This is a genomic window from Hoeflea sp. TYP-13, from assembly GCF_040932035.1.
GTDB lineage: Bacteria > Pseudomonadota > Alphaproteobacteria > Rhizobiales > Rhizobiaceae > Hoeflea_A.
On the sequence record NZ_JBFRBB010000002.1, the window covers coordinates 962,558 to 988,579 of the forward strand.

A 26,022-nucleotide genomic window follows, 5' to 3' on the forward strand; every position below is an offset into this window, starting at 1 on the left:
CTGACGCTTGGCTGCGCCGGGTTGTTTGTCAGCCCGACCATCCGGGCATCGACGGAAGGGCGCTCATGCGCCCTTCCCGCTTTCTGATCAGGCTGTGGTTGCCGCACCGCCCGCTTGCCGTTCGCTCTCGCTGGCTTCGGGCTTTTCGAGCGGCTGGTCGGGGACATCCGACAGGAATGTTTCCTCTTCCAAAGCCGGGTGGCGGCGTCTTTCCATCCTGCGGATCGCGACATGCATCCAGACGGTGGAAACCGCGACCAGCACGAACATCAGCATGTAAGGCGCTGTCCACACGCCGGTGTAGTCCAGCAAAATCCCGAAGGCGATCGGCAGGAAAAACCCGCCAAGTCCGCCGATCATGCCGACCAGACCGCCGACGGCACCGACGTGATGGGGGTAGTAGACCGGGATGTGTTTGTAGACAGCGGCCTTGCCCAGGCTCATGACGAAACCGAGGATGATGGTCATGAAAACGAAGGCCGATACGCCGATGCCGAAGTTGAAGGTGATTTCGCCCTCGATCCCCTGGACCACGTAGCTTGTCTGCGGATAGCTCATGATGAACAGGCACACCAGCGAGACGATGAAGGTCAGGTACATGACAAAGCGCGCGCCCCATTTGTCGGACATCCAGCCCCCCAGCGCACGAAAGACAGACCCAGGTAAGGAGTAGAGGCCAGCGAAGACACCGGCGGTCGTCAGTTCAAGACCGTATGCGCCGACATAGTAACGCGGCAGGAAAGACGCCAGCGCAACAAAGGCGCCGAAGACGAAGAAGTAGTAGGTGGCGAAGCGCCAGACCTGCATATTTTTCAGCGGCGCCAGTTGCTCGGCGGCAGAAACCGGCTTTGCGCCTGTCTTCTTGCGCTCCGCTTGCGCCGGGTCGTCCTTGGAAAGCAGGTAGAACAGGACAGCGGTGATCGCCAGGACGACGGCGTAAACCCGCGCCGTGCCTTCCCAGCCGACAGCGACGACGAGGAACGGAGCGGCGAAGTTGGTAACGGCTGCACCGACGTTACCGGCACCGAATATACCAAGGGCAGTGCCCTGATTTTCCTTTTCGAACCACTGCGAGACATAGGCGACACCAACGATGAAGGAGCCGCCGGCAAGGCCGAGGCCGAGCGCCGCTACCAGAAAGATCTCGTAGGTCTGAACGGAGGTGAGCAGCCACACGCAGACTGCAGTGATGATCATCTGCAGCGGGAACATGATGCGCCCGCCGAACTGCTCCGTCCAAACGCCGAGGAAAATCCGGCTTACCGAACCGGTCAGAACCGGCGTCGCCACCAGCAGGCCGAACTGCGTGTCCGACAAGCCAAGCTCGCCTTTGATCTTGACACCGATAATGGAAAAAATGGTCCACACGGCAAAGCAAACGGTGAATGCAAATGTGCTCAGTCCAAGTGCTCGGTACTGGTCTGAGCGGCTGACATCTTGCAGCGAGTGCATGGTTCGGCCCTCATGATGCGGGGCGGTCCGCCCGCCCCTGGTGGATATGGCCGACACCATCGTTCCAAGCATCTTTTTTGGAATTGATCTAAATCAACAGCACTGCACGCCGAACGCAGAAACAAGTGCCCTTTTGCATGACATCAAACATGCCGATTGCAGTTCACCGACCGGGCTGCTAATTACGTCAAACGTAATCTTGACAAATATTAAGGACTTGCCTCTTGCGTCCATCTGACATGCCGCAGGTTCGTTCGCTGGAACTCTTTGAGAGCATGAGCGACTCGAATTTCGATACGCTTATGCAAGCGGCGTATCTGCAAACATTCCCGGCGCAGCTCGAACTGATCACCGAGGGGGACCCGGCGGACTTCCTTTACATCGTGATTGAAGGGTGCGTGGAACTGATTGCGCGCACCAACGGGCGTGAATCGACCATGGGCATGGTGCGTCCCGTCGGAACCTTTATCCTGGCAGCCGTATTGAAGGATGCGGTTTATCTGATGTCGGCGCGCACCTGCAAGCGGTCCAAGGTGTTGATGGTGCCGTCGCAGAATATTCGCGACGTGTTTCAGCGCGACGAGGCATTCGCACGCGCGATCGTCGTGGAGCTGGCAAGCTGCTATCGCGGCGTCGTCAAGGAGCACAAGGATCTGAAGCTGCGCTCTGCGGTCGAGCGACTGGCCAACCGGCTGCTGCGCTATAATCTGGACCAGGGTGACACAGGTATACTGGAACTGCCACACGACAAGCGCACACTGGCTTCACTTCTTGGCATGACACCCGAAAACCTTTCGCGTGCCTTCAATACGCTGAAGCCCTACGGTGTCGTTGTTCGCGGCAATAAGATCAGCCTCACTGATCTTGAATCATTGACCACATTGGCCAAGCCCAATCCGCTCATCGACGACCGCACGACCTGAGACACCTCGCGCTTAAATCGACATCCGGCACCGGCAAGCCAGATGTTGATGCCGTTTGTAACAGCAGAAATTCCGAAAGGACCAGCCAAAATGAGTGAAACCGGCAAGTCGATCATCATCACGGGTGCGGGTTCGGGTATCGGACGAAGCTGTGCAGAGCTCTTTCTCGAGAGCGGTTACAGGGTTGGGCTGGTCGGCCGTCGCATAGCTCCGCTGGAGGCTGTGGCAAACGGCCATCCCGGCGCCCTGCCCCTGCCCTGCGACGTCACCGATCCTCAACAGGTGGAGGCCGCATTCGGCAGGGCTCATTCCGAATGGGGACGTCTTGATGTCCTGTTCAACAATGCCGGCCTCAGCAAGCCGGCGCGAACGATCGACGAGATCCCCGTCGAGGACTGGCTGGAAACTGTTCAGGTCAATTTGACCGGTGCGTTCCTGTGTGCCCGCCAGGCGTTTCGCCTCATGCGCGCGCAGTCGCCCCAGGGAGGACGCATCATCAACAACGGCTCCGTTTCGGCCCATGTGCCACGCCCGGGTTCAGCGCCCTACACGTCGACAAAACACGCTGTTACAGGCCTGACGCGCACCCTGTCACTCGATGGCCGGCCATTCAACATAACCTGCGGTCAGATTGATATCGGCAACGCACTGACCGACATGGCCAAGCCGATGACCGTTGGCGTTCCTCAGGCTGACGGGTCCGTTCGTGCCGAGGCAACCATGGATGTCCGCGATGTTGCCTCTTCAGTGCTGCACATGGCCGGCCTGCCACTGGAAGCCAATGTCCAGTTCATGACGGTCATGGCTTCGTCCATGCCCTATATCGGCCGTGGCTAGACCGCTTTTCGGTCAGATTGAAGCATTTGACCGAGGCGATTTTGGTCTCTGGCTAGACGGGTTGCGCGACGTGGTGCCACTCCACCACAAGCGCAGGCCAACGACGCCAGCGGGCAAAATCGCCCGGCCCATGCAACCTAGTTTCCAGCCGCTTCGTCTCTTCAAGGTGGGGAAAATCAGCCTATCGGACGTCGTTGCGCCGCTTGCCCGATGCTCTGCATCGCGCCGCACGACGCGCCTAGCCGATGGGCCAATTTTCCGCCATCAAATGCTTCAATCTGACCGAAAAGCGGTCTAGACCTTTGCCGCTGTCTGCATCCAGTTGATATAGACCCGCTCGGCCATGCCGGCGAACGCGCTCATCTGATTTTCGCAGGCAGCCTTCAGATCAGCAGCGCCAGTTTCGCCGAGGTTGTGTTTCAGCGCGTCGGCATAGGCCGGAATCGCGGCCCAGTTTTCGACCGTGTCGGGTTCGACCTCAAGATGGAACTGAACGGAATGGGCCCGAGGTCCCCATCTGATTGCCTGTATCGTGCAATCCGGTGACGTTGCCAGGCACTTCGCGCCTTCGGGAAGGGTTTTCACCTCTGCGCCATGCCACTGCAGGCAAGGAAAAACCTCCGGCAGATCGTCAAAGAAAATTCCCGTCGCGCCTTCCTCGGTCAGTTGCACGTCAAGCACGCCCACTTCCGACTTTTCGGCTCTTCCGCATGTCCCTCCAAGCGCTTCGGCCAGAAGCTGATGCCCCAGACACAACCCCAAAAACGGCAAACCGCGTTCTGCCACCGCATCGCGGATAAACGCCTTTTCAGGTTTCAGCCACGGATGCTCGTCTTCTTCCCACACATCCATCGGGCCGCCCATCACCCAAAGCGCATCGAATCCGTCGATCGGCGGCAGTTCCTCGCCTTCGTTGAGGTGAACCGGAACCCAGCTATGTCCGTCCTCTTCCAGGAAGGCGCGAAACGAACCTGGGTGTTCGATGCGTTCATGCTGAAGAACGAGAATGTCCATCACCTGCTCCTTTCAAATCGGTCAAAGATAATCAGACCCGATGCCGCTCTGGCAAGTCGCTTCTTGCAAACTGCCCCCGGCGCGCAGATGGCGACCGGCCGAATTTCTGCCGGTAAGAATGCGAAAAATGGGCGGAATTGGCAAAGCCGGCGGCAAGTGCGATCTCGGTGATATTCAATGTCGATTGCGAAAGCAGATTGTCCGCCTTGTCGAGCCTGAGATCGCGGTAAAAGCCCATTGTGCTGCGACCAAGCTTGTCCTTGAACAGACGATTGAGCTGCCGCGCACCTAACCCGGTAAGGTCCGCAAGCTGTCCCAGCTCCAGCGGATCGGCGATGTGATTTTCCATCAGCTCGATGGCCCTGAGAACCGGTGTGCTTGCCGTACCGTAACGTTCGACCGGCCCCGCCCTTTGCGGTCCGCCCGCCGGTCGAATCTCGGTGTGAACGAACCAGTCGCTGACACGCCGCGCAAAATCCGCACCGTGGTGACCGGTGATCAGCGCGTGCATCATGTCGAGCGCCGCCGTTCCACCGGCGCATGTCAACCGGTCCCGGTCGATGACATAGATGGTCCGCTCCAAAATCAGAGCCGGCGCAAATTCGGCGAGTGCGGGCGCATGCTCCCAGTGAACCGTCATGCGGCGCCCGGCCATGATACCGGACTGCGCAAGAATAACCGGCCCACCCGAAACGCCACCCATGCGAACTCCTCGACGCGCCAGGTGCCGCAGCCATTGATATATGCGCTCGTCTGAAAACCTGGCCGGATCGCCGCCGGCAACCACCAGGATCAGGTCGAAATCAACGCGTTCGCCCAAATGCGCCGATGCCTTGATGATCGCACCGCTGGAACTGACCGACTGGCCGCCCAGAACCGGCAATTGCTCAATCTCGTAGAGCTTCCTTCCGGCAAGGAGATTGGCCGCCCGCAGCGGCTCGATAGCCGCCGAATAGGACAATAGCGCAAAGCCGTCGATCAGCAGGAAGCCAACACGGAATGGTCTGGTCGTTGAATTTGCAATGTCCATTTCTTGTAAAAAGCCGACTATTTAACGAAAGTCAACGGCGTCAGGGAGGCGGATGATGCGGCTGGCGATCGGGAGGAGATAACGGAATGCGTTATTCCGGCTTCAAAGTTATCTGGGAAGGGCTGACGGGAAACCGAGGCTGGAAACCGGTCTGGCGCGAGCCTGAGCCGAAGAAATCCTATGACATCGTAATTGTTGGCGGAGGCGGCCACGGGCTGGCGACCGCTTATTATCTGGCCAAGGAATTCGGCCTGACGAACATCGCCGTTTTGGAAAAGGGCTGGATCGGCTCCGGCAATGTCGGCCGCAACACGACGATCATCCGTTCCAACTACATGCTTCCCGGCAATGAGCCGTTCTATGAGTTTTCAATGAAGCTGTGGGAGAACCTGGAGCAGGATTTCAACTACAACGCCATGGTCTCCCAGCGTGGCATCATCAATCTCTTCCACTCAGATCCACAGCGCGATGCATTTGCCCGCCGCGGCAACGCCATGCGGATGGCCGGAGCCGATGCGGTGCTTCTAGACCGGCAGGGCATTGAAAAACACTGCCCTTTCCTCGACTTCGACAATGCCCGTTTTCCAATAAAAGGCGGCCTTTGGCAGCCACGCGGCGGCACTGTCCGTCATGATGCTGTCGCCTGGGGCTACGCGCGCGGCGCTGATATGCGCGGAGTCGACATCATCCAGAACTGTGAAGTCACCGGGTTTGTCATGGAAAACGGCGCCTGCAAGGGCGTTGAGACTTCGCGCGGAACAATCCTTGCCGGAAAGACCGCCGTCTGTGTCGCCGGCTCATCGGGCCGTGTCATGGAAAAGGCCGGCATGCGTCTGCCGATTGAAAGCCATGTCCTGCAGGCCTTTGTCTCCGAAGGCCTCAAACCGATCATCCCGGGTGTCATCACATTCGGTGCCGGTCATTTTTATGTTTCCCAGTCCGACAAGGGCGGTCTTGTCTTCGGGGGCGACATCGACGGCTACAACACCTACGCGCAGCGCGGCAACCTGCCCGTTGTCGAGGACGTTTGCGAGGGCGGTATGGCGATCATGCCGATGATCGGCCGTGCCCGGCTGCTGCGCATGTGGGGCGGCGTCATGGACATGTCGATGGACGGATCGCCATTTATCGATAGCACCCATATCGGCGGGCTGTTCTTTAATGGCGGCTGGTGTTACGGCGGCTTCAAGGCAACGCCGGCCTCCGGCTACTGCTATGCGCATCTGCTTGCCAAGGGCGAGCCGCATGCGACCGCCACTGAATTCCGCCTCGACCGGTTCATGTCCGGTCACATGATTGACGAAAAGGGCATGGGCGCCCAACCGAATCTGCACTGAGGGAGCGGCCGCGATGATTATCAACCACCCTCTGCTTGGCCCGCGCGATGCCAGCGAATTCGTTTATCTCGGGGACGCATCGCTCATCGACCGGCCAGACTGGCAAGGCGAGAATGCAGCTCAGGAATTCCACGACTACCTTTATCTGCGTGACAATCCGGCCGGTGAACACAGCGAATTGTGGTTTCATGAACAGGGTGACCGGTCCTGGCTGGTGGTGACCCGCAATACGCTGACCCATGAAATTTCGAAGGTCGAGCTTGCCCGTGATGTGGCCAAAGAGCGGGGACGCAGCAAATGACCCAGTCCAATCGTATCAAGGGCGGCGTGATCGACCGTGCGAAAACCCTCTCATTTTTCTTCAACGATCAACGGCTCGACGGCCATGCGGGCGATACATTGGCTTCCGCACTTATTGCCAACGGCGTGAAGCTGGTCGGGCGCTCATTCAAATACCATCGCCCCCGTGGCATATTTTCTGCCGGTTCTGAGGAGCCGAACGCGCTGGTGCAACTGCGCCGCGGCACGTTCCAGGAGCCGAATACGAGGGCAACGGTTGCTGAACTTTTCGATGGTCTTTGCGCCACCAGCCAGAACCATCGCGGACCGCTGAAATACGACCTTCTGGCCGTGAATGACCTGTTCTCGCCATTTCTGTCGGCGGGCTTCTACTACAAGACGTTCATGTGGCCGAAAGCTTTCTGGGAAAAGCTGTACGAGCCGATTATCCGCTCGTCCGCAGGCCTCGGAAGATTGTCGGGAAAAGCCGACCCCGATGTCTACGACAAGGGGTTCCTGCACTGTGACGTGCTCATCATTGGCGCAGGGCCTGCCGGTCTTGCCGCTGCATTGACGGCGGCACGCTCTGGCGCTCGCGTCATTCTGGCGGACGAGGATTTCCGCCTCGGCGGCAGGCTCAATGCCGAAACGCTTGAAGTCGGCGGCGCAAACGGCGCCGATTGGGCAGCAGGTACGGTCTCCGAACTTTCTTCGATGGAAAATGTCCGCCTCCTTACGCGCACCACTGTTTATGGCGCTTACGATCACGGCGTTTATGGTGCGCTCGAACGCAAGACCGATCACCTGAGCGACAGTGGCGGACGGCCCCGGCAGGTGCTGTGGCGCATTTATTCAAAGGCCGCCATACTGTGTGCCGGTTCGACCGAGCGCTCCATCGCATTCGGCAATAACGACCGGCCGGGCGTCATGATGGCAGGCAGCGTCCGCGCCTATGCCAACCGCTGGGCGGCAACACCCGGAAAGCGCGTTGCCATCTTCACCAACAATGACGACGGCTGGCGCACCGCCACGGACCTTGCTTCCCGGGGCATCGATATCAGCGCCGTCATCGATACGCGCGACAGGCCCCCGCTTGAGGCACCAGCGGGCGCGCTGGTCGCCATGGGCAGTGCCGTTGCCGACACGAAGGGCCGCCACGGCATAAGCGCCGTCACGCTAACAAACGGACAGACCATTGACTGCGACTGCCTGGCTGTGGCGGGCGGCTGGAATCCGAATGTGCACCTGACCTGCCATCAGCGCGGACGGCCCGAATGGCGCGAAGATATAGCCGCGTTCGTTCCGGGCAATGACCTGCCCGCGGGAATGAGCGTAGCCGGTGCCGCCAATGGAGCCATGACCCTTTCCGCAGCGTTCAAGGAAGGACACGAAAGAGCCGGTTCCATTGCCGGTGATCTGGGATTCAAACCGTCAGAGACAGCACCTCCCAAGGCTGAAGACGAAGCGGCGGAAATCACCGCTTTCTGGCATGTCGGTCAAAGCAAGGCCCGCGCCTGGATCGATCAGCAGAACGATGTGACCGCCAAGGACGTGAAGCTCTCCCACAAGGAAGGATACCGCTCGGTCGAGCATCTCAAACGCTACACGACACTCGGCATGGCAACCGATCAGGGCAAAACCGCCAACATGCTCGGGCTTGCGGTCATGGCCGAATGCACCGGAAAGTCCATTCCCGAGACCGGAACGACCATCTTCCGCCCGCCCTATTCGCCTGTGCCCATCGGCGCTTTTGCCGGTCGGGCGCGCGGCAAGGACTTTCGCCCGACAAGGCTGACGCCCAGCCACCAATGGGCAGAGGAACAGGGCGCAACCTTCGTTGAAACCGGCCAGTGGCTGCGCGCCCAGTGGTTCCCTCAATCCGGCGAAACCCACTGGCGCCAAAGCGTTGACCGCGAAGCGCTTCAGGTTCGCAGCACCGTCGGAATTTGCGATGTGACGACACTCGGCAAAATCGACATTCAGGGCCGCGACGCAGCTGAATTCCTGAACCGTGCCTATGCAAACGGATTTGCCAAACTGGCCGTGGGCAAGACCCGTTACGGGCTGATGCTGCGCGAAGACGGCGTTGCCATGGATGACGGAACCACCGCCCGTCTTTCCGAGACCCATTTCGTGATGACCACCACAACGGCCAACGCGGTTGGCGTTTTCCGTCATCTCGAGTTCTGCCGGCAATGCCTGTGGCCGGGCATGGACGTACATCTCATTTCAGCGACCGAGCAATGGGCTCAGTATGCCGTCGCCGGCCCGAAGGCTCGCGATCTGCTGCGCAAGGTGATCGATCCGGAATTCGACATTTCCAACGAAGCTTTCCCCTTTATGGGTTGCGGCGAGATCACCGTTTGCGGAGGAACGCCCGGACGGCTCTTCCGCATCTCGTTTTCGGGCGAACTGGCCTATGAGATAGCGGTTCCAACGCGCTACGGCGACGCCATGATCAAGGCGCTGATGAAAGCCGGAGAGGAATTCGGCGCCGTAGCCTACGGGACTGAGGCGCTTGGCGTGCTGCGCATCGAAAAGGGACATGCCGCCGGCAACGAACTCACCGGTCAGACAACCGCTCAGGACCTCGGCATGGGGCGCATGGTTTCGAAGAAAAAAGACTCCATTGGCAACACCTTATCGGAACGTCCTGACCTTAATCGTGAAGACGGATTGACGCTTGTAGGCTTTGTACCCGCCAACCGCGGGGACGAATTGAAAGCCGGTGCGCACTTCGTGAGCAAAGGCAAAGCTGCAACGACCGAAAACGACGAAGGATGGATGACATCCGTCGCCTATTCGCCGTCGCTCGGCCATTCCATAGGCCTCGGCTTTATCAAGCGTGGCCACGAGCGCACGGGTGAAGTTGTCCAGGCGGCTGATCCCCTGCGCGGTAGCAATACCGACGTCGAGATCGTTTCGCCGCATTTCATTGATCCGGAAGGGGAGCGTTTGCGTGTCTGAAGCTACACTTAAAGCCCGTTCGCCGCTTGACAATTTCCATCAGGATTTCGGCAATCTGGAAATCAGGGAAGTCACCGGCCTGGCGCTTGTCTCGATAGCAACGCCGCTGGGCGGTGAAACGCAGCTGGAGGGCGCCATGGCAAGCGCCTACAAGGCTGAACTGCCCCGAGTCGGCACTTCGACTGTTTCCGGCGTCGATGACACACGTTTTCTTGGCCTGCAGCCGGGACAGATGTTTGCGATGTTCGCCCATGACGGCGACCGTGCCGTGGAATTTGTATCAAAAAAGCTCGGCGAGAACGGCTACTATACCGATCAGTCAGACAGCTGGGTATTCATACAGCTATCGGGAACGGCCGCACGCACTGCGCTCGAGCGCATCTGTCCGATCGATATCCATGCGGATGCCTTTCCCATTGGCGCAGTGACCCGTACTGTCATGGAACATCTTGGAACAATCATCACGCGTACTGGAGAGGACACATTTGTGCTTATATCCGCACGGTCCTCGGCTAAATCATTTCTGCACGCCGTTCTGACATCGGTAAACAACGTCCAATAACAATACAGTCCGGCGATAATCGGCCGGACCGGAGACAATCAAATGGCCTACAAATCTGATATCGAAATCGCACGCGAAGCAAACAAGAAACCTATCCAGGAGATCGGCGCAAAGCTTGATATTCCGAGCGAGCATCTGTTGCCCTACGGACATGACAAGGCAAAGGTGTCCGCCGAGTTCATCGCTGCCCAGAAGGACAAGCAGGACGGCAAGCTGGTCCTCGTCACCGCCATCAATCCGACGCCCGCCGGCGAAGGCAAGACGACGACAACCGTCGGCCTTGGCGACGGGCTTAATGCCATCGGCAAAAAGGCTGCGATCTGCATCCGCGAAGCCTCACTCGGCCCATGTTTCGGCATGAAGGGCGGCGCGGCCGGCGGCGGCTATGCGCAGGTCGTGCCGATGGAGGATATGAACCTCCATTTTACCGGCGACTTCCACGCCATCACATCGGCCCACAATCTTCTGTCTGCAATGATCGACAACCACATCTATTGGGGCAACGCGCTCGATATCGACACGCGCCGGGTCGAATGGCGCCGGGTCATGGACATGAACGACCGCGCGCTGCGCGAAATTGTCTCTTCGCTTGGCGGTGTCACCAACGGCTTCCCGCGTGAAGCCGGATTTGACATCACCGTTGCTTCCGAAGTCATGGCAATCCTTTGCCTTGCCAACGACCTCGAGGACCTTGAAAAACGCCTCGGCGACATCATTGTCGCCTATCGCCGCGACAAAACCCCGGTTTATTGCCGCGATATCAAGGCCGACGGCGCCATGGCCGTGCTCCTGAAGGACGCCATGCAGCCGAACCTCGTGCAGACGCTGGAAAACAACCCCGCCTTTGTTCACGGTGGCCCGTTTGCCAATATCGCCCATGGCTGCAACTCGGTCGTTGCCACGAAGACAGCGCTCAAGGTCGCTGACTATGTGGTGACGGAAGCCGGTTTCGGTGCCGATCTCGGAGCCGAGAAGTTCATGGACATCAAGTGCCGCAAGGCCGGCATCGCACCGGACGCGGTTGTAATCGTCGCCACTGTGCGCGCCATGAAAATGAATGGCGGCGTAAAGAAGGAAGACCTGGGCACGGAGAATATCGAAGCCGTCGAACGCGGCTGTGCAAACCTCGGACGTCATATCGAAAACGTCAAATCCTTCGGCGTGCCTGCCGTCGTTGCCATCAACCACTTCGTCACCGACACGGACGCGGAAGTCGCGGCCGTACAGGAATATGTTTCGAGTCTCGGCTCCGAGGCTATTTTGTGCAAGCACTGGGCCGAAGGATCGGAAGGCATTAATGAACTCGCCACCCGCATCGCCGAAATAGCTGACAGCGGCATGGCCCAGTTCTCGACGCTCTACCCCGATGAAATGCCGCTGTTCGAGAAGATCGAGACCATTGCCAAGCGCATCTACCGCGCCGACGAGGTGTTGGCGGACAAGAAAATCCGCGATCAGCTCCGCCAGTGGGAAGAGGCCGGCTTCGGCCACCTGCCCGTTTGCATGGCCAAAACGCAATATTCTTTTTCCACCGATCCGAACCTGCGCGGGGCACCCACCGGTCACAGCGTGCCGATAAGAGAAGTACGGCTTTCAGCCGGCGCAGGCTTCATCGTCGTAATCTGCGGTCAGATCATGACGATGCCTGGCCTGCCACGTGTTCCATCAGCCGAGGCGATCAGGCTGAATGAGGAAGGTCAGATCGAGGGCCTGTTCTAGGAAGCAAACCCACAAACAGCCACAGTATTCAGGGGGCCATAGTGTCCCCTATTTCATTTCAGCATTGCCCACAAAGTACGTGAAACTTCCGAGGCTTCACCCAACCGGACTGAACCCTAATTTCATCTCGCAAACGGCCTCTACCCGCCGCAACGCTCAGCCGCCTCACGGCCGAGGCTTTCAAGCAGCTGCATCCTGTCCTGTTCATCCTCAGGCAGCTCCGCTAAAGGCACGATCGGCTGGCGCTCGACTGATTGCGCACAATAAAGGCCGCGTCCTGAAAACACCGCCATCGGCTCATCGCCCGCATAGGCAATGACGCCGGAGCCGTAGATGGTGTAGAGCCCCTGTGGCCCGGGCTGTGACAGATAGCCTTCCATCAAGATGTCAGCGACCGGTCTTGTGAACAGCCCCAGGGCAACGTTTAGCGCCTCGATTCCGTTCTGGGCCGGCACGCCGCGCACCGTCAGCACGTCGTCCGGTTGTGCATGACGGGGTGTCATTCCGATGATCTGTGTCCCACCGACATAGGCAGGCCCTTGCGTCCCGTCGGAGCGGTAACTGCCGACTATGACCGCCTCGTCCTGCCGATCGATTTTTATAACCAGAGATGCGACAACAGTATTGCCCCGCCACAGGCCGTTGATGGCCACCCAGTCGCCCTGCCCCAGTGCAGCGGCATCGGCCACACCGTCAAACGCGGTATCGCTGTCGATGAGGATTTCTGATCCAAGAACGGAAAATCCATCCGCGCCGGCAGCCGACACGGGCCCGATGACCGGTAAATACTGGCTGATGTAATCGGCATTCCAGCTGCCATCGGCAAAGGTCGCTTCAACAACGACCGTTTCCCCGACGCCAAGTGCGGCAGCGGGCTTTATGCCAAGCGGGGATGCAACAATCATGTCCGCCGGGAAAATGACGTGCTGCCCGTTCACATAGATACTGCCCAGCTCGGTGATCGTACCAACAATGCCTGTACCGACGATCCCGCCTTCACGGTCTTCTTGGGGTTTGTTTTCGGCGGCAAGCGCACAGGTCGCAAGCACAAACAATGTCATTAGGCACGTCAGAAACCGCGTCGTCTTAAGCATCAATCCTCACCCTTGCGAGATTTTTGCGCATTGTTTTTGCCAAAAATGTAGGCGCCTAATGAAAATCTGCCTTGCTGGTTAGATTTTTTTGCATCCCGTTGCTGAAGAGCCATGGCGTGGCGGTTCAGTTCCTTGAGCACTTCTTCGCTGCGCTCGCGCGCCAGGCGGACCAGTTCCGCCACCGATTCATCTGACAAATGGCTGAAATGAGCCGCACGCTCGAAATTGCGGTCTTCCCCGTCAGTCGCGAGCAGGTTGTCCGTCGCTGCCTGCAAATGCGCCAGCAGGTTCTTCTCATAGGCCGCTATCATTGCCTCGGAATCGGGATCTGCGATGAAAGCGTCCTGAACCAGGTGTACGGTTTCAGGTTCCTTCACGGTAACGGCCCCCTCTTTGAGGAGAGCGTCAAGGACGGTGGCCGCCGGAAGGTCTATACGGGCATCACGCACCAGATCGTCGAAACCGGGCTTGCCTCTGCGGCCCGCCCGCGGCAATGGCCTGGGTGCGCCGTTCTTGTCGGTGAATCTCTTGGCGGTCGCCCAGTAGCCGATCACCAGGGTGCAGGCATTGACAAGCGAGCGCCGGACAGGCGGCTCGCTTTCCTCGCGCAGCCGGCGCACATCCTTGCGGTGAAGCCCGGTCAGAAGGCTGATGCGGCTGTCGGTGAGCTTCGGATCTTCGGCGGACAGGTCCACCGCGGCATCAAACAGCGCACGCTTGAGGGCCTCTGTGGCAGCGGACAATGTCACTCCGTGCGCAATCATCGCCCTGGCGATGGGGCGCAACATGCGCGAGAGTGCCCGCTGGAACTGTTCTGTGCGGTTTTCGCGCACCCTTGTCTCCTAAGCTCACGCCTCACTGCCAGTTTCCGGCACCTTCGGCAAGCCGTCATTCGCCCCTGCTCTCATCGGATCACGTTCCCGTAATATAATTTGAAGGAGCGTGACTTAATATTGGGAAATTTTCCCAATAGCCTGCCTGACGTCTCGTGTCGAGAGCTTTACTGGGAGTATTATTGTCATGAACAGGATGTCACGCGCTGCGGATTCATTCGCAGCCGATCACGAATCTGCACTGAAAATTGAAAGCCTGCTTAGCAATGAACTGGTTGGCGACCCACAAATGAGGGAGCCCCGGCAGCCTGTGCGCGCAGCACTGTGGCAGTCCAGCCGGTTCAACAGGAAGGAGTTTTCTCACCTTTCGCAAGAAGATCAGAGCCTCTTCGAGATTTTCGGCCACGGGCCGCTCGTGCGGCCCCGCCACGATACGATCCATTCCGGTTTCGAACGGTATGCCGCCGAGCAACCGGATGCTGTTGCGATCGAACATCTCGGTTCAAGTCTCACCTACGGCGAACTTGAGGCGCAATCAAATCGTCTTGCCCGTATTCTTCTCAGCCATGGCGTTGGACGCGGCGACGCGGTTGCTCTTTATCTTCAGCGCTCCATCGAAATGGTCGTTGGCATCATTGCGACCCTCAAGACCGGCGCGGCCTATATTCCCCAGCACGTCGGTGTCGCACCGAGCGAAACGCTCGAACACATTGCCGGTGTAACCGGAGCCAAAGTCACACTGACGCTTTCTGCGCTGCGGGAGCAAATTCCGGCGGATGACAAACGCGCTTGCCTGGCAATCGACGAAATCATGGCCGAGCCGGTAAACGCGGACATGGCGGCGTCCATCCTGACAGAACCCGCCCAGCCGCAGGACCGCTGCCTTATCCTTTTCACTTCCGGAACCACGGGCGTTCCAAACGGCGTTCAGGTTACGCATCGCAACCTGTGCAACATACTTCAGACATCCCCGGGCGATCTCGGCATTCGGCCGGGAATGAAGGTCGCCCAACTGCTGTCTATTGCGTTCGACATGGCTGCCTGGGAGATTCTCGGCTGCCTTTCCAATGGCGGCACACTCGTCATTCGCGGCAAGAATATCCAGGAAGTTGCTGAGCAGGCGGATGTAGTGATCGCGACACCGTCCATCCTTTGTTCGCTTGACGCATCACGTTGCCGCAACGTCAAGGTTGCAGCGGTTGCGGGCGAACCATGCCCCCGGCCGCTCGCCGACACCTGGTCGTCCTTCTGCCGTTTCTATAATTCCTGCGGTCCGACGGAAACGACCATCATCAACACCGCCGAGCCCCACTATCCTATGAAACCGGTTCTCTCGATCGGCCGCCCGACACCCAACAACACGGTCTACGTTCTCGATGAGAATATGCGCCCCTGCAAGATCGGCGACATCGGCGAAATGTGGGCTGGCGGCGATTGTGTGACCGCCGGTTATCTCGCTAACAGAAAGCTGAGCGATGACCGCTACCGTCCCGATCCCTTCCTCGGCGGCAGGCGCATGATGTTCCGGACGAGGGACCTTGGCCGCTGGACCAAAAGCGGTGAGCTCGAGCATTTCGGCCGCGTCGACGATCAGGTAAAGATCCGCGGTTTTCGTGTCGAGCTCGACGCCGTCTCTTCGGTACTTGAAACGGTCGAGGGGTGTGAACAGGCCGTTACGCTCAAATACGACAACCGCAATCTCGTCTCCTTTGTCAGCCCGGCGAATGTCGACATCGCAAAGGCCGAGCAAACCGTCGCGGCAAAACTGCCCTACTACTGCGTTCCGGTCTTCACCATCGCAATGGATGAACTGCCACGCACCCCGCGCGGCAAGCTCGACAAGCGACTGCTGATGAAACTGGCCGTGGACCATCACAATAAAACCGGCGTGAGGGTTGCCTAAATGTCCATGCAATCGGTTAGACAGTTCGACCTGACAGCCCCACGTCCGGGCTGGCGGCGCATCACCCGGCATCCGGCGATCATGGAGTACCAGCGCCTGGTCCTGCTGGTCCTCGGCGTCAATGTCGCCGCCCTTTATTGGGGCGTCCAGAACAATATCTGGTGGGACGGAAACGGGTTCGCTCTTGACCGGATTTCCAATCTGGCGCTGGTCAATTTTTCGCTGGCGATCCTCATCCGCCAGCAGCGCGTTGTCAATTTGCTTTTCTGGCTGGCAACCCGCATTCCGACCAGTTGGCCGCTTTGGATACGATGGGGCGCGGGCAAGGTGTTCCATTTCGGCGGGCTGCATATCGGCGGCAATGTAGCAGGTTCGGCGTGGTTCCTGCTGCTGCTCGCCGGTTTGGTGTGGAACCATTTGTTGGGGCTCGACGGCATTTCGCCGCGAACCATAGGCGTAACGGCAGTGATGCTGTTGCTGCTGGCGCTTATGATCGCTACCGCGGTGAGTTCGTTCCGCGCCCGGTTCCATGACCTGTTCGAACGGGTTCACCGTTTTGCCGGCTGGACTGTTCTGGCGCTCTTCTGGGCCCAGACCGTGTCAGTAATTGACGACACCGGCGGCACATTCATCGGATCGCCGGCCATCTGGATGCTGTGCCTCATCACCATTTCGATCGCCCTTCCCTGGATGACTTTGAAAAAAGTGCCGGTTGAAATCGTCAAACCGTCGAACCATGCGGTCGTGCTTCGCTTCAATTACGGTGATACGCCCTTTCCCGGCTCGTCCAATTCGATCAGTCTCAGCCCGCTGCTCGAATGGCACGCATTCGCCAATATTCCCGCGCCTGGAGAAGACGGCTATCGGCTGATCGTTTCGCGTGCCGGTGATTGGACGGGTTCGCTCATCGACAATCCGCCCTCGCATGTCTGGGTCAAGGGCATCACGACGTCCGGCGTTGCCCGTATCGAGGTCTTGTTCAAGAAGGTCGTCTATATCGCCACCGGCAGCGGCATCGGACCGGTCATGCCGCATCTTCTTGCCAAGGACGTGCCGATCCGGCTGATCTGGTCGACGCGCTCGCCGCGCAAGACCTATGGTGATGCGCTGGTGAATGAAATCCTTGAGGCCAGCCCCGACGCCCTGATTTGGGATACGGACGAAAAGGGCAAGCCCAACCTGTCGCAACTGGCCATGCAGGCGGTCCAGGACTTTGACGCTGAGGCCGTCATCTGCATTTCCAACCAGAAGCTGACGCGCCGTGTCGTACACGATCTGGAAAGCCTTGGTGTCCCCGCCTACGGCGCAATCTGGGACAGCTAGGTCGGCGGGTGACGAAATGGCCACCACTAATCTGGGCCGGGTCGTAACGACCCGGCTCTGCCTAGCATAACCCTTTGACCGGATAATCAGCGAATTTCAGCTTCCGCAGTCGCAATCCCCATCATCTTGCATATATACGGTTTTCGTACTCGTTCCTTTGTAAAGGCAATTTCCGTTGTTCCGGTGGTGAAACTCTGCCGCGCTGTCGACCGAGGTTGAAAACGAAGCAATATGAAATAGAGTTCGACCGGACTCGAAATCGGGGCGTCATTGCAAATGAACACCATCCAACTCCAAAAGGACGCTGCACAGGCACAGCAGCAGGCCGGCGGAGAAACAATTTGTTCGATCACGGAAGTCTCGAAGACCTACACCGGCGGTTTCCGGGCCCTCGAAGCGGTTTCACTCGACATTGAAAAAGGCGAAATCCTCGCGCTGCTCGGGCCGAACGGCGCCGGAAAGACCACGCTGATTTCCATTATCTGCGGCATCGTTAAATCAAGCGGCGGAACGGTGACGGTCGATGGCTATGACGTCAGCAGGGATTATCGCCAAAGCCGTAGCCTGATCGGCCTCGTGCCACAGGAGATCAACCTGGAGCCGTTTGAAACGGTGAGCAATACGGTGAATTTTTCGCGCGGCCTGTTCGGCAAACCGAAAGATGCCGCATATATCGAAAAGGTTCTGCGCCGCCTGTCTCTCTGGGACAAGCGAAACGACCAGATTGTCACCCTTTCCGGTGGTATGAAACGCCGTGTGCTGATCGCCAAGGCGCTTTCACACGAGCCGCGCGTCCTGTTTCTGGACGAGCCGACGGCCGGCGTCGACGTCGAGCTGCGCAAAGACATGTGGGAAATCGTCCGCGCACTGCAGGCAGATGGCGTCACCATCATCCTGACGACCCACTACATCGAAGAAGCCGAAGCGATTGCGGACCGCGTCGGTGTTATCGACAAGGGCAGATTGCTGCTGGTTGAAGACAAGACCACGCTGATGCAGCGCATGGGCACGAAACAGATCAGGATCGAGCTGCAGGACGAATTGACAAGCATCCCGGACGGTCTGTCGCATTACGAGCTTGAGATCGACAACAGCGGCAACGCGCTGATCTACACCTATGATCCGTCAGGCGGCCGTACGGGAATTACGTCCCTCTTCAGCGATCTGAAATCCGCCGGTCTGGTGCTGTGTGACGTGCAGACCCACCAGAGTTCCCTAGAAGAAATATTTGTTGACCTGATCAAGGCCCAGACATGAATTTCCATGCCGTAAAAGCGATATATGTCTTTGAAATGTCGCGTACATTCCGCACTCTTTTGCAAAGTGTCGTCTCGCCCGTTTTGTCGACGTCGCTCTATTTCGTCGTCTTCGGCGCAGCCATCGGTTCACGTTTTGCGGAGGTTGAGGGCGTCAGTTACGGCACTTTCATCGTGCCCGGCCTGATCATGCTGACGGTACTGACCCAGAGTGTGTCGAACGCCTCCTTCGGCATCTACTTCCCGCGCTTCATCGGCACCATCCAGGAAATATTGTCGGCGCCCATCTCAAGCCTCGAGATCGTGACCGGATATGTCGGTGCCGCGGCCACCAAATCCTTCCTGATCGGCCTGATTATTCTGGCAACGGCCCATCTGTTCGTGCCGCTCAGGATCGACCACCCGGTCTGGATGCTCGGTTTCCTGGTTCTCACCTGCCTGTCCTTTGCCCTGTTCGGTTTCATCATCGGCATCTGGGCAAAGAATTTCGAGCAGCTGCAGCTGGTGCCCCTGCTGGTGATCACGCCGCTGGTGTTTCTGGGAGGCAGCTTCTATTCGATATCCATGCTGCCGCCGATCTGGCAGAAAGTGACGCTGTTCAACCCGGTCGTTTATCTGATTTCGGGGTTCCGCTGGAGCTTCTTCAGCGAAGGTGATGTCAGCGTCAGCCTCAGCCTTGCCATGGTCACCCTGTTCCTGGCGATCTGTCTCGGCACGATAATGTGGATCTTTAAGACCGGATACAGAATCCGTAACTAGCCCACGCCCGTGATCATCGACACGATCTCGTTCTTGTCGGTCTTTGCTGTTTCGCGCACACCGATCTGAACACCGCGCCTCAGGACGCATATCCGGTCCGAAAGCCGGAACACCTGATCGAGGCTGTGGCTGATGATCAAAATGGCGATGTTTCGCTCGCGCAGCGTCTTTACGATCTCTTCGACGCGTGCCGTCTCCGCAACGCCAAGGGCGGCGGTCGGCTCGTCGAGCAGGATCAGCTTCCTGGCCCAGTGCGTCGCCCGGGCGATCGCGACGCCCTGCCGCTGGCCGCCGGAAAGGTCGCGGATAATAGCCTTGGCTGATGGTATGCGCACATCCAATTCATCGACCAGTGTCTGCGTCTCCCGCATCATCGTCTTTCGGTCGAGAAGGTTCAGCGGCCCCCGCACCGTTTCTCGGCCAAGAAACATGTTCATGTAGACCGGCTGCTGGTCCGCCAGCGCCAGGTCCTGATAGACGACTTCAATCCCATGCGCCCGCGCAACGCTTGCATCGGCAAAGGCGACCGCCTCGCCATCGAGGCTGATGGTGCCGGACGATGGCGTATGAACGCCTGAAATCATCTTGACCAGTGTCGACTTTCCGGCGCCGTTGTCGCCGACAAGCGCGACGATTTCACCGGCATGAAGATCGAGTGAAAAATCCTCGACGGCAACAACGCCACCAAACGCTTTGTGGATGTTCTTCAGCTCAAGCACCGCTGCCGGAGCGTTGGTTTGCATGTCGCTCACGCCATTACTCCATTTCCGGCCAGTTCTCGCGGACCCCGAAGATATTCTCGATGGAGACGACCTTCGGCTCCCCGGTCGATACACCTGCAATTCCGACCGTGAATGCCCGCGTGACAAAGGCCTGGCCGCGGAAACCGAAAACAACCGTGTCGCCCGCCTCCGGTTTGACCGGGCCGGATGTGTCGATCATGCCGTAATAATCGATCGCCGATGGCGGCGGAATTTCGACACTTGCCAGCGCCGACGACGCGGCCGTTGGCTCCGCAGCGACAATGGCCTTCACGTTGTAATCGGGAAACACGGGATCGATATAGAGACCACCGCCGAAACAATAGGCCTTCCCGCCGTGGAGGTGCGATACCTCGCTCAAGTAAAGTACGGCCGGACGCTCCGGCAGGTCTTCAAGCGCATGCAGCGGCGTCGTGCCATGCAATCCGTTCCCGGGCTCACACTGCGTTGCTCCCGCTTCCGCCAGCGCATCCAAAACCACGGATGATGTTGTGCCCGGCGCGTTGATCTCGATACCGGAGCGCCCGGCGGCGGCGAGTTTTTCCGCCGCCTTCGAAAGCGTCGCGAGGTTCGGCGTCGGTGCGACCTTACCCGTCTCGTTGTCGAAAAGCAGTGCAGGAAAAGTTGTGATGCCGGCAAAACGGCCACCTGCGAGGCTATCCATCATATCGGCGATAGCAACAATATCGTCTGCCGGAAATCCGCCCTCGTGCCCGCGATAGAAGATATCGCCCTCAGTCTGAATGCGGGCCATGAGATCCTGCCGCTGCCCCGCCTGTTCAGAGGCCTGCGCCGCTTCCAGTGCCTTGGTTTTGCTGAACACTGTCCAGTAGTCCGGATTGATATTCCGGGCAGCCGAGGCGGCCTCAAAGCGCGGCACCTGAACGAGGTGGCCGAGATGACCAACCGTCATGCCTGCCCGTGCGCAAGAAACCGCGCAGGCCATATCGACGGCCACCGCCCGGTCGATGCCGCCGCGCATGATTGCCTTGCAAAAGCCGCTGTTGCGGCCGACCTGCTTGGTCATGGCAAAGACCTTCAGGCCACGCCTGTCCGCCTCGGCCCCGAACAGACGGGCATTTTCCTCGACCGCATCAAGATCCAGTACATAGGCGTTGGTCGGAATGCGGCCTTGCTGGTGAAGGGCGATTGCGGCTTCGATGAATTGCGGGTTTCGCCGCCTCAATACGTCCAGAAACATCAAAACCTCCCTAGCGGCTGGTGTCGCGCAGCGAAATCGCGACCGCGATCAATATGATCAGGCCGCGCACGATCATCTGATCAGAAACCGAAAGGCCCATGAGGATGAGCCCGTTGTTGAGCATGCCCATCAACAGCGATCCAACCAGTGCGCCGATGATCGAGCCCTTGCCGCCGTTGAGCGCCGTACCGCCAACGATCACCGCGGCGATCACCGTCATCAGATCGCTCTCGCCCAGCGTATAGCGTGCGGCCTGCAGCCTGCCCGCATAAAGCAGCCCGGCCAATCCCGCGCAGCCGCCGCTGATCATCATCACAGCGAGCCGGATGCGCGGCACTTTGATGCCGGACACCTGCGCCGCGCTCGCATTGTCGCCGGTGGCAATAACATGCGCGCCGAAGCGGCTTTCGCGATAAACGATGTGGCCGACGATAACCGCGCCGACGGTCCACAGGATCAACGATGGAATGCCGAACAGCGAGCCGGAGCCGAAAAAACCGGTAAAAGCGTCATTGACCACCGGAATGGAGCGCAGGTCAGTCATCGAACGCGCCAGCCCGGCAAACAGCCCGAGTGTCGCGAGCGTCACCAGAAAGGACGGCAGCCGGAGATAGGCGACCATGACGCCATTGAACCAGCCGATAACAAGCCCGGCTCCCAGCCCCGCTGCAATACCGGCCACCATCGGATAATCCTGCATGACCACAGCGCCCGATAGTGCTGAAACTGCAACGATAGAACCGAAGGAAAGGTCGATTTCACCGGCGGACAGAACAAACACGAACCCAATCGCCATGATCGTCGCCGGCGCCGTCTGCAAGACGATATTCGAAAGGTTACGGGTGGTCAGAAAGCCGTCATCGCTGAGCGTGACCGCGAAGAACAGGAATATGGCCAGAAATCCTAGATAAACAACATATTGCTGCAGATCGAATTTCTGTCTTGCGGACTTCAGCCAATCCATGGCCACTGGCTCCCCGGCAAATGATTGCTTTGGCATCCGGCCGGTTTTGACACCGGCCGGGTAAGATAGATGGTTACTTGCCTGCCTTCATGACGCTGTCTGGCGCGTCTCGGTGCAGCGACTGCTGCCAGCCCTCTCCGACATTGCCGGATTTCACCGTAACCGCCGGCGCAACCACGAAGGGCGGCGTTTCTTCACCCACCAGCGCCCGCGCGCCGGCCGCGGCCATGGCCCGACCGAGCTCATAGGCTTCATCGGCAACGATGGCCGTCACGTTACCACCTTTGACCATATCAAGCGCAATCGGCTCGGAAAGATCGAGCGTGACGATCTTGGTGGTCTTGTTTCCATTGGCACGCAGTGCCGCAAGAACACCCTCGGCCGGGCCTGCCCAAGTGACATAAATGCCGCCGATATCCGGGTTTTTCAGCAGCATCGCGTTGGCGATATCCTCTGCTCGCGCCGGATCGCTGATGCCCTGCTCGGCGACAATCTCGATGTCCGGATAGTCTTTTTCGATGGTCGTTTTGAAGGCATTGTCGCGCTGGTTGGTCACGTAATAGTTGGCGTCGTGGAATATCCAGCCAACGGTTCCCTTGCCGCCCATGCCTTCGGCCAGTGCATCGGCAGCCTGTTTTCCCATCTGGAAGAGGTCATCGGTGACAATCGCCGCATAGTCCGCCGGATGCTGATAATCCTGAGGCAGGTTCGACAGGAAGACGAGCTTCACGCCTTCCGCCTTGGCTTCCTTGAATGCCGCCGCCGAGGTTACCGGATCGAGCGGCAGGGAAAGGATGATGTTCGGCTTCTTGGCAAGAGCCGTCTCGATATCACTGCGCTGTTTGGCTGCATCGAAACCGGCACTCGTTGTTGCCACGACTTCAATACCGAGACGGTTGAACTCGTCCGTTGCACCGGCCGTAACGGCATTCACGAAGTCTGATTGATCGTGCCACAAGAGGGCTGCACGATAGTTTCCGTCCTTGAGGGCCGCGACCTTGTCGTCACCTACCTTTACGGATGATGACGGCGTAGCCGTTTCCCCTTGCGGACCGACGGTCTGAGCGGCGGCCATACCGCCAAACAGCAGCGCTGCGATCGATGCTGTCGCAATCAGGTTTGTTATTTTCATAGCAGGTTCCTCCCTTGCTGAAGCAGCGGTGCGTCATTCCTCAACGACACCGCAATAGCTGGCAATAAACGTGGCGAAAGCGACAATCCCCGCCACGTATTCTTCAATATCCACGCGCTCTTCGAGCGTATGGCAGTTGGTGATATCCCCCGGCGCGCAATAGACAGCCGGACATCCGATTTGGTGGATCAGGAAAGGCGCTTCGGACCAGTATGGCGCGCCCTCGATCTGCCCGCGGCCCGGCATGGCGTGTTCGAGCGCCTCTGTCAGATTTGTGATCGGCTGCAAATCGGCGGCGACTTCGGCAGGCGAACCGCCAAATTCATGGTCACGTCCGGCCGGATAGGCAATTTCGATCGTGATGCCGTCTTCGACGCCGGCGCCGTGAATCGCAGCTTCGAGTTCCGCCACCGCATCATCCAGGTTCTCCTGCGGAAGAAGCTTGCGGATCAACGATAGTCTGCATTCACCCGGAACGGCGATATAGCCGCCGCCATTGATTTCGGTAACGAGGGCAAATGCCCGCCCGACAAGATCGTGCTCGGCGCGCGCAGCAATAGCCGCCGAATGCGCCCAGATGGCCGAGAGCACCGAATGCGAAGCCTTGAGCGCATCCACGCCCTGCTCAGGCACACCGAAATAGGCCGATTTTCCGGTGATCTTCACCTCTGCAATGAAGAACCCCATCTGGGCGGGAAAGACAGCAAGCCGGGTCGGCTCCACGTAGATTGCAAAATCCGACTTTTCGATTTCACCGGCCAGGACGCGGCCTGTGAAATCCTTGATTCCGGCGCTGACGCCCGTTCCGGGTTCGCCGCTTTCCTCATCACCGACAAATGCAAACGCAACATCGCCCTTCAACTTCAGGCCTGCATTGTCAATGAGTTGAAGTGCGGCAAGCGCGCTGCAGATACCGGCTTTCAGGTCGCCGGTGCCGCGTCCCCAGATTTCACCGTCGATGACGGCGCCGCCAAACGGGTCTTGCCGTTCCGTCCCGGCCCAGTGTTCCTCCCAGCCACGGACATGGACGGTATCGGTATGGCCGATGAACAACAGCCGGTTGCCATTGCCCGCGCCCTTGCGCTCGCCCCAGATATTCGGCCGGCCGGGCAAAAAGTCCGCACGCACCGGGTCAAGCCGCAAACCGGCCATCTGGCCTTGCAGGTAATCGACGAAATTCACTTCGTTTCCGGTAATGCTCTGCCGCGCCACCGCGCCTTTCAATAGCGCAAGGACATCGTCACGGCTGACGTGTTTCCTGAGTTGATCCGATAATGGCGCGGAGAACGTCATGCGATGGCTCCGCTGAATTTGACAACATCAGGCGGAGGCAGGGCAATTTCCGCGCCCGGAACGCCGCCGGAAAAAAGGGTTGCATGCAAATGGCTGAGACCGACCGCTGCAGCACCGGCAATAGCCGCCTGCGTGCCAAGCGCCGATACACCGATATCGATCTTCCGCGGGAAGCATTGCGTGGCAAGATCGCGCACGCGGTGGACGAGCTCTTCACGACTGCCGATGGAGCCGCCGAGAACAATCTTGCCGGGACCTGTTACCGCGCAAATGGCAGCCACCGCGCGCGCGACAAAACGTGCCGTCTCATCAATGACCTTCAGCGCAGCTTCATCGCCTGCCGACGCCGCATCGAATATACCGGGCACATCGCATTCATTGCCCGAGAGCTGGCTGTAGCGCGCTTTAATGCCATTGGTGGCCGTGACCCGTTCAAGCGCACCGATGCGCTGCGATTCCGGCTCGAACGGATCGGCGCCAAACGGCAGGAAGCCGAGTTCACCTGCCGCATGCGCGCTGCCGCGAACCAGATCACCACCCACCATTATGCCCGCGCCAATACCGGTTCCCAGCGCAATGTAAGCGAGGTCGTCAACACCCGCGCCGGTCCCGATCCAGTGTTCGCCGAGCACCGCAAGGTTGACGTCGTTTTCAACAAAGACATCGCGGCCAAGCTCCTGCTTCAGCATCGCAGCCACATCGAGCGTATCGATATCTGCGATATTCGGTGCCATCAGCACACGCCCGGTCTTCGGATCTGGAACACCGGGAACACCGACAACCGCGAGCCGGACCTTCTCAAAGTCGATACTGTTGTGTTGCGCCACCTCCCTGCACATACGGGTTATCTGGCGCACGACATGAACTCCGCCGCGCCTGTCGGTGAGCTCGACAAGTTCGGCCAGGACATTGCAGGAAAGGTCGGCAATCGCGGCACGCACCTTGGTGCCGCCGAGATCGACAGCGGCAATACAGGCGGCATCCGGCACAATCTCGTAGGTTACGGCCGTACGCCCGACATGGCCGCTGGTGCGGCCGGTTTCACGGATCCAGCCGCCGTTTTCCAGAAGGCGGGCGATTTCGGAAATGGTCTGTTTCGAAAGGCCGGTCTGTTTCGCAACGCTTGCCCGTGAAATCGGGCCGAAATGCACGATCGTCTCCATGACCGCGCAAAGCGAGAGTTGCCGTGAAATGCGCGAAGCGTCGCTCAATGTGACTTCCTTTTAGTTCGTTCCCTTACCGAACTAATTACGCTTCCTTCGTTCGTGAGTCAAATAATTCAACGCGTGACTGGGTTGGGTCTTGTGGATTTACCAGCAAAGATCATGCCTAAAACCAGGCGAAAGAACTTCCGTGTAGTTAAGATTTATACATTATTTTCAG

22 protein-coding genes are annotated in these 26,022 nt (G+C 58.9%); 11 read left to right on the forward strand and 11 right to left on the reverse strand.

From position 1 onward, the window contains the following. Positions 1-87: 87 nt before the first annotated feature. Positions 88-1,452 (reverse strand): nitrate/nitrite transporter, encoded by a 1,365-nt coding sequence (locus tag ABVT35_RS14735; protein ID WP_368467346.1) that lies wholly within the window; start codon positions 1,450-1,452, stop codon positions 88-90. Positions 1,453-1,676: 224 nt separating this feature from the next. On the opposite strand from ABVT35_RS14735, the gene ABVT35_RS14740 reads away from it, so the two are divergent. After that, positions 1,677-2,375: a cyclic nucleotide-binding domain-containing protein gene (locus tag ABVT35_RS14740; RefSeq protein ID WP_368467347.1), complete on the forward strand. Its 699-nt coding sequence runs from the start codon at positions 1,677-1,679 to the stop codon at positions 2,373-2,375. Between the two features lie 90 nt (positions 2,376-2,465). Next, positions 2,466-3,212 carry an SDR family oxidoreductase gene (locus tag ABVT35_RS14745; RefSeq protein ID WP_368467348.1) on the forward strand — a complete coding sequence of 249 codons (747 nt, stop codon included), beginning with the start codon at positions 2,466-2,468 and terminating at the stop codon, positions 3,210-3,212. A gap of 294 nt (positions 3,213-3,506) precedes the next feature. Here the strand turns inward: ABVT35_RS14745 and ABVT35_RS14750 are convergent, their stop codons facing one another. Both ABVT35_RS14750 and ABVT35_RS14755 read right to left on the reverse strand, forming a co-directional pair. Beyond that, complete coding sequence (locus ABVT35_RS14750; RefSeq protein WP_368467349.1) at positions 3,507-4,226, reverse strand: type 1 glutamine amidotransferase; 720 nt, start codon at positions 4,224-4,226, stop codon at positions 3,507-3,509. 31 nt (positions 4,227-4,257) lie between these two features. After that, positions 4,258-5,256, reverse strand: a complete 999-nt coding sequence (locus tag ABVT35_RS14755; protein ID WP_368467350.1) for a GlxA family transcriptional regulator — start codon at positions 5,254-5,256, stop codon at positions 4,258-4,260. A gap of 86 nt (positions 5,257-5,342) precedes the next feature. On the opposite strand from ABVT35_RS14755, the gene ABVT35_RS14760 reads away from it, so the two are divergent. The 5 genes from ABVT35_RS14760 to ABVT35_RS14780 are packed head-to-tail and all read left to right on the forward strand — an operon-like array spanning position 5,343 to position 12,120. Then, positions 5,343-6,593, forward strand: a complete 1,251-nt coding sequence (locus ABVT35_RS14760; RefSeq protein WP_368467351.1) for a sarcosine oxidase subunit beta family protein — start codon at positions 5,343-5,345, stop codon at positions 6,591-6,593. A 13-nt stretch (positions 6,594-6,606) separates the two neighbouring features. Beyond that, on the forward strand, positions 6,607-6,894 hold the full coding sequence (locus ABVT35_RS14765) for a sarcosine oxidase subunit delta (RefSeq protein ID WP_368467352.1): 288 nt from the start codon (positions 6,607-6,609) through the stop codon (positions 6,892-6,894). Beyond that, positions 6,891-9,839, forward strand: coding sequence for a sarcosine oxidase subunit alpha family protein (locus ABVT35_RS14770; protein ID WP_368467353.1), 2,949 nt, complete (start codon positions 6,891-6,893; stop codon positions 9,837-9,839). Before ABVT35_RS14765 ends, ABVT35_RS14770 begins: the two co-directional genes overlap by 4 nt. Beyond that, on the forward strand, positions 9,832-10,401 hold the full coding sequence (locus ABVT35_RS14775) for a sarcosine oxidase subunit gamma (protein WP_368467354.1): 570 nt from the start codon (positions 9,832-9,834) through the stop codon (positions 10,399-10,401). Before ABVT35_RS14770 ends, ABVT35_RS14775 begins: the two co-directional genes overlap by 8 nt. A gap of 42 nt (positions 10,402-10,443) precedes the next feature. Then, positions 10,444-12,120, forward strand: coding sequence for a formate--tetrahydrofolate ligase (locus tag ABVT35_RS14780; protein WP_368467355.1), 1,677 nt, complete (start codon positions 10,444-10,446; stop codon positions 12,118-12,120). Between the two features lie 140 nt (positions 12,121-12,260). On the opposite strand, the gene ABVT35_RS14785 is transcribed toward ABVT35_RS14780, so the two are convergent. Next, positions 12,261-13,214 (reverse strand): DUF5666 domain-containing protein, encoded by a 954-nt coding sequence (locus ABVT35_RS14785; protein ID WP_368467356.1) that lies wholly within the window; start codon positions 13,212-13,214, stop codon positions 12,261-12,263. After that, the gene (locus tag ABVT35_RS14790; RefSeq protein WP_368467357.1) at positions 13,214-14,047 is read right to left on the reverse strand and encodes a DUF6502 family protein; all 834 of its coding nucleotides are present in this window, start codon (positions 14,045-14,047) and stop codon (positions 13,214-13,216) included. The genes ABVT35_RS14785 and ABVT35_RS14790 overlap by 1 nt, the downstream gene beginning before the upstream one ends. 187 nt (positions 14,048-14,234) lie before the next feature. Here ABVT35_RS14790 and ABVT35_RS14795 point away from each other — a divergent pair, with 187 nt between their 5' ends. The 4 genes from ABVT35_RS14795 (at position 14,235) to ABVT35_RS14810 (ending at position 19,288) form a co-directional block, all read left to right on the forward strand. Beyond that, positions 14,235-15,950: an amino acid adenylation domain-containing protein gene (locus ABVT35_RS14795; protein ID WP_368467358.1), complete on the forward strand. Its 1,716-nt coding sequence runs from the start codon at positions 14,235-14,237 to the stop codon at positions 15,948-15,950. Next, positions 15,951-17,273 carry a hypothetical protein gene (locus ABVT35_RS14800; RefSeq protein ID WP_368467359.1) on the forward strand — a complete coding sequence of 441 codons (1,323 nt, stop codon included), beginning with the start codon at positions 15,951-15,953 and terminating at the stop codon, positions 17,271-17,273. Between the two features lie 276 nt (positions 17,274-17,549). Continuing rightward, positions 17,550-18,530, forward strand: a complete 981-nt coding sequence (locus ABVT35_RS14805) for an ABC transporter ATP-binding protein (protein WP_368467360.1) — start codon at positions 17,550-17,552, stop codon at positions 18,528-18,530. Continuing rightward, entirely contained in the window at positions 18,527-19,288 is a 762-nt protein-coding gene (locus ABVT35_RS14810) for an ABC transporter permease (RefSeq protein WP_368467361.1), read from the forward strand. Before ABVT35_RS14805 ends, ABVT35_RS14810 begins: the two co-directional genes overlap by 4 nt. On the opposite strand, the gene ABVT35_RS14815 is transcribed toward ABVT35_RS14810, so the two are convergent. The 6 genes from ABVT35_RS14815 to ABVT35_RS14840 all read right to left on the reverse strand — a co-directional run bounded on the left by ABVT35_RS14815 (position 19,285) and on the right by ABVT35_RS14840 (position 25,850). Further along, positions 19,285-20,031, reverse strand: coding sequence for an ATP-binding cassette domain-containing protein (locus tag ABVT35_RS14815; RefSeq protein ID WP_368467886.1), 747 nt, complete (start codon positions 20,029-20,031; stop codon positions 19,285-19,287). The two genes, ABVT35_RS14810 and ABVT35_RS14815, sit on opposite strands and share 4 nt — an antisense overlap. Before the next feature lie 13 nt (positions 20,032-20,044). Continuing rightward, on the reverse strand, positions 20,045-21,250 hold the full coding sequence (locus ABVT35_RS14820) for an alanine racemase (RefSeq protein ID WP_368467362.1): 1,206 nt from the start codon (positions 21,248-21,250) through the stop codon (positions 20,045-20,047). A 10-nt stretch (positions 21,251-21,260) separates the two neighbouring features. Next, positions 21,261-22,214: an ABC transporter permease gene (locus ABVT35_RS14825; protein WP_368467363.1), complete on the reverse strand. Its 954-nt coding sequence runs from the start codon at positions 22,212-22,214 to the stop codon at positions 21,261-21,263. A gap of 73 nt (positions 22,215-22,287) precedes the next feature. Beyond that, entirely contained in the window at positions 22,288-23,346 is a 1,059-nt protein-coding gene (locus ABVT35_RS14830) for a substrate-binding domain-containing protein (protein WP_368467364.1), read from the reverse strand. A 33-nt stretch (positions 23,347-23,379) separates the two neighbouring features. Further along, a complete protein-coding gene (locus ABVT35_RS14835) occupies positions 23,380-24,639 on the reverse strand; it encodes a M20 family metallopeptidase (protein ID WP_368467365.1) in 1,260 nt (419 codons plus the stop codon). After that, positions 24,636-25,850, reverse strand: coding sequence for an ROK family protein (locus tag ABVT35_RS14840; protein ID WP_368467366.1), 1,215 nt, complete (start codon positions 25,848-25,850; stop codon positions 24,636-24,638). Before ABVT35_RS14840 ends, ABVT35_RS14835 begins: the two co-directional genes overlap by 4 nt. Between the last annotated feature and the right edge of the window lie 172 nt (positions 25,851-26,022).

Excerpts from the sequence above, each read along its gene's own strand:
- ABVT35_RS14765 (WP_368467352.1), top strand. The coding sequence starts at position 6,607 with ATGATTATCAACCACCCTCTGCTTGGCCCGCGCGATGCCAGCGAATTC.
- ABVT35_RS14760 (WP_368467351.1), top strand. The coding sequence starts at position 5,343 with ATGCGTTATTCCGGCTTCAAAGTTATCTGGGAAGGGCTGACGGGAAAC.
- ABVT35_RS14745 (WP_368467348.1), top strand. The coding sequence starts at position 2,466 with ATGAGTGAAACCGGCAAGTCGATCATCATCACGGGTGCGGGTTCGGGT.
- ABVT35_RS14735 (WP_368467346.1), bottom strand. The coding sequence starts at position 1,452 with ATGCACTCGCTGCAAGATGTCAGCCGCTCAGACCAGTACCGAGCACTT.
- ABVT35_RS14835 (WP_368467365.1), bottom strand. The coding sequence starts at position 24,639 with ATGACGTTCTCCGCGCCATTATCGGATCAACTCAGGAAACACGTCAGC.
- ABVT35_RS14805 (WP_368467360.1), top strand. The coding sequence starts at position 17,550 with ATGAACACCATCCAACTCCAAAAGGACGCTGCACAGGCACAGCAGCAG.
- ABVT35_RS14785 (WP_368467356.1), bottom strand. The coding sequence starts at position 13,214 with ATGCTTAAGACGACGCGGTTTCTGACGTGCCTAATGACATTGTTTGTG.
- ABVT35_RS14810 (WP_368467361.1), top strand. The coding sequence starts at position 18,527 with ATGAATTTCCATGCCGTAAAAGCGATATATGTCTTTGAAATGTCGCGT.
- ABVT35_RS14825 (WP_368467363.1), bottom strand. The coding sequence starts at position 22,214 with ATGGATTGGCTGAAGTCCGCAAGACAGAAATTCGATCTGCAGCAATAT.
- ABVT35_RS14750 (WP_368467349.1), bottom strand. The coding sequence starts at position 4,226 with ATGGACATTCTCGTTCTTCAGCATGAACGCATCGAACACCCAGGTTCG.
- ABVT35_RS14795 (WP_368467358.1), top strand. The coding sequence starts at position 14,235 with ATGAACAGGATGTCACGCGCTGCGGATTCATTCGCAGCCGATCACGAA.
- ABVT35_RS14800 (WP_368467359.1), top strand. The coding sequence starts at position 15,951 with ATGTCCATGCAATCGGTTAGACAGTTCGACCTGACAGCCCCACGTCCG.
- ABVT35_RS14815 (WP_368467886.1), bottom strand. The coding sequence starts at position 20,031 with ATGCAAACCAACGCTCCGGCAGCGGTGCTTGAGCTGAAGAACATCCAC.
- ABVT35_RS14770 (WP_368467353.1), top strand. The coding sequence starts at position 6,891 with ATGACCCAGTCCAATCGTATCAAGGGCGGCGTGATCGACCGTGCGAAA.
- ABVT35_RS14755 (WP_368467350.1), bottom strand. The coding sequence starts at position 5,256 with ATGGACATTGCAAATTCAACGACCAGACCATTCCGTGTTGGCTTCCTG.
- ABVT35_RS14780 (WP_368467355.1), top strand. The coding sequence starts at position 10,444 with ATGGCCTACAAATCTGATATCGAAATCGCACGCGAAGCAAACAAGAAA.
- ABVT35_RS14830 (WP_368467364.1), bottom strand. The coding sequence starts at position 23,346 with ATGAAAATAACAAACCTGATTGCGACAGCATCGATCGCAGCGCTGCTG.
- ABVT35_RS14820 (WP_368467362.1), bottom strand. The coding sequence starts at position 21,250 with ATGTTTCTGGACGTATTGAGGCGGCGAAACCCGCAATTCATCGAAGCC.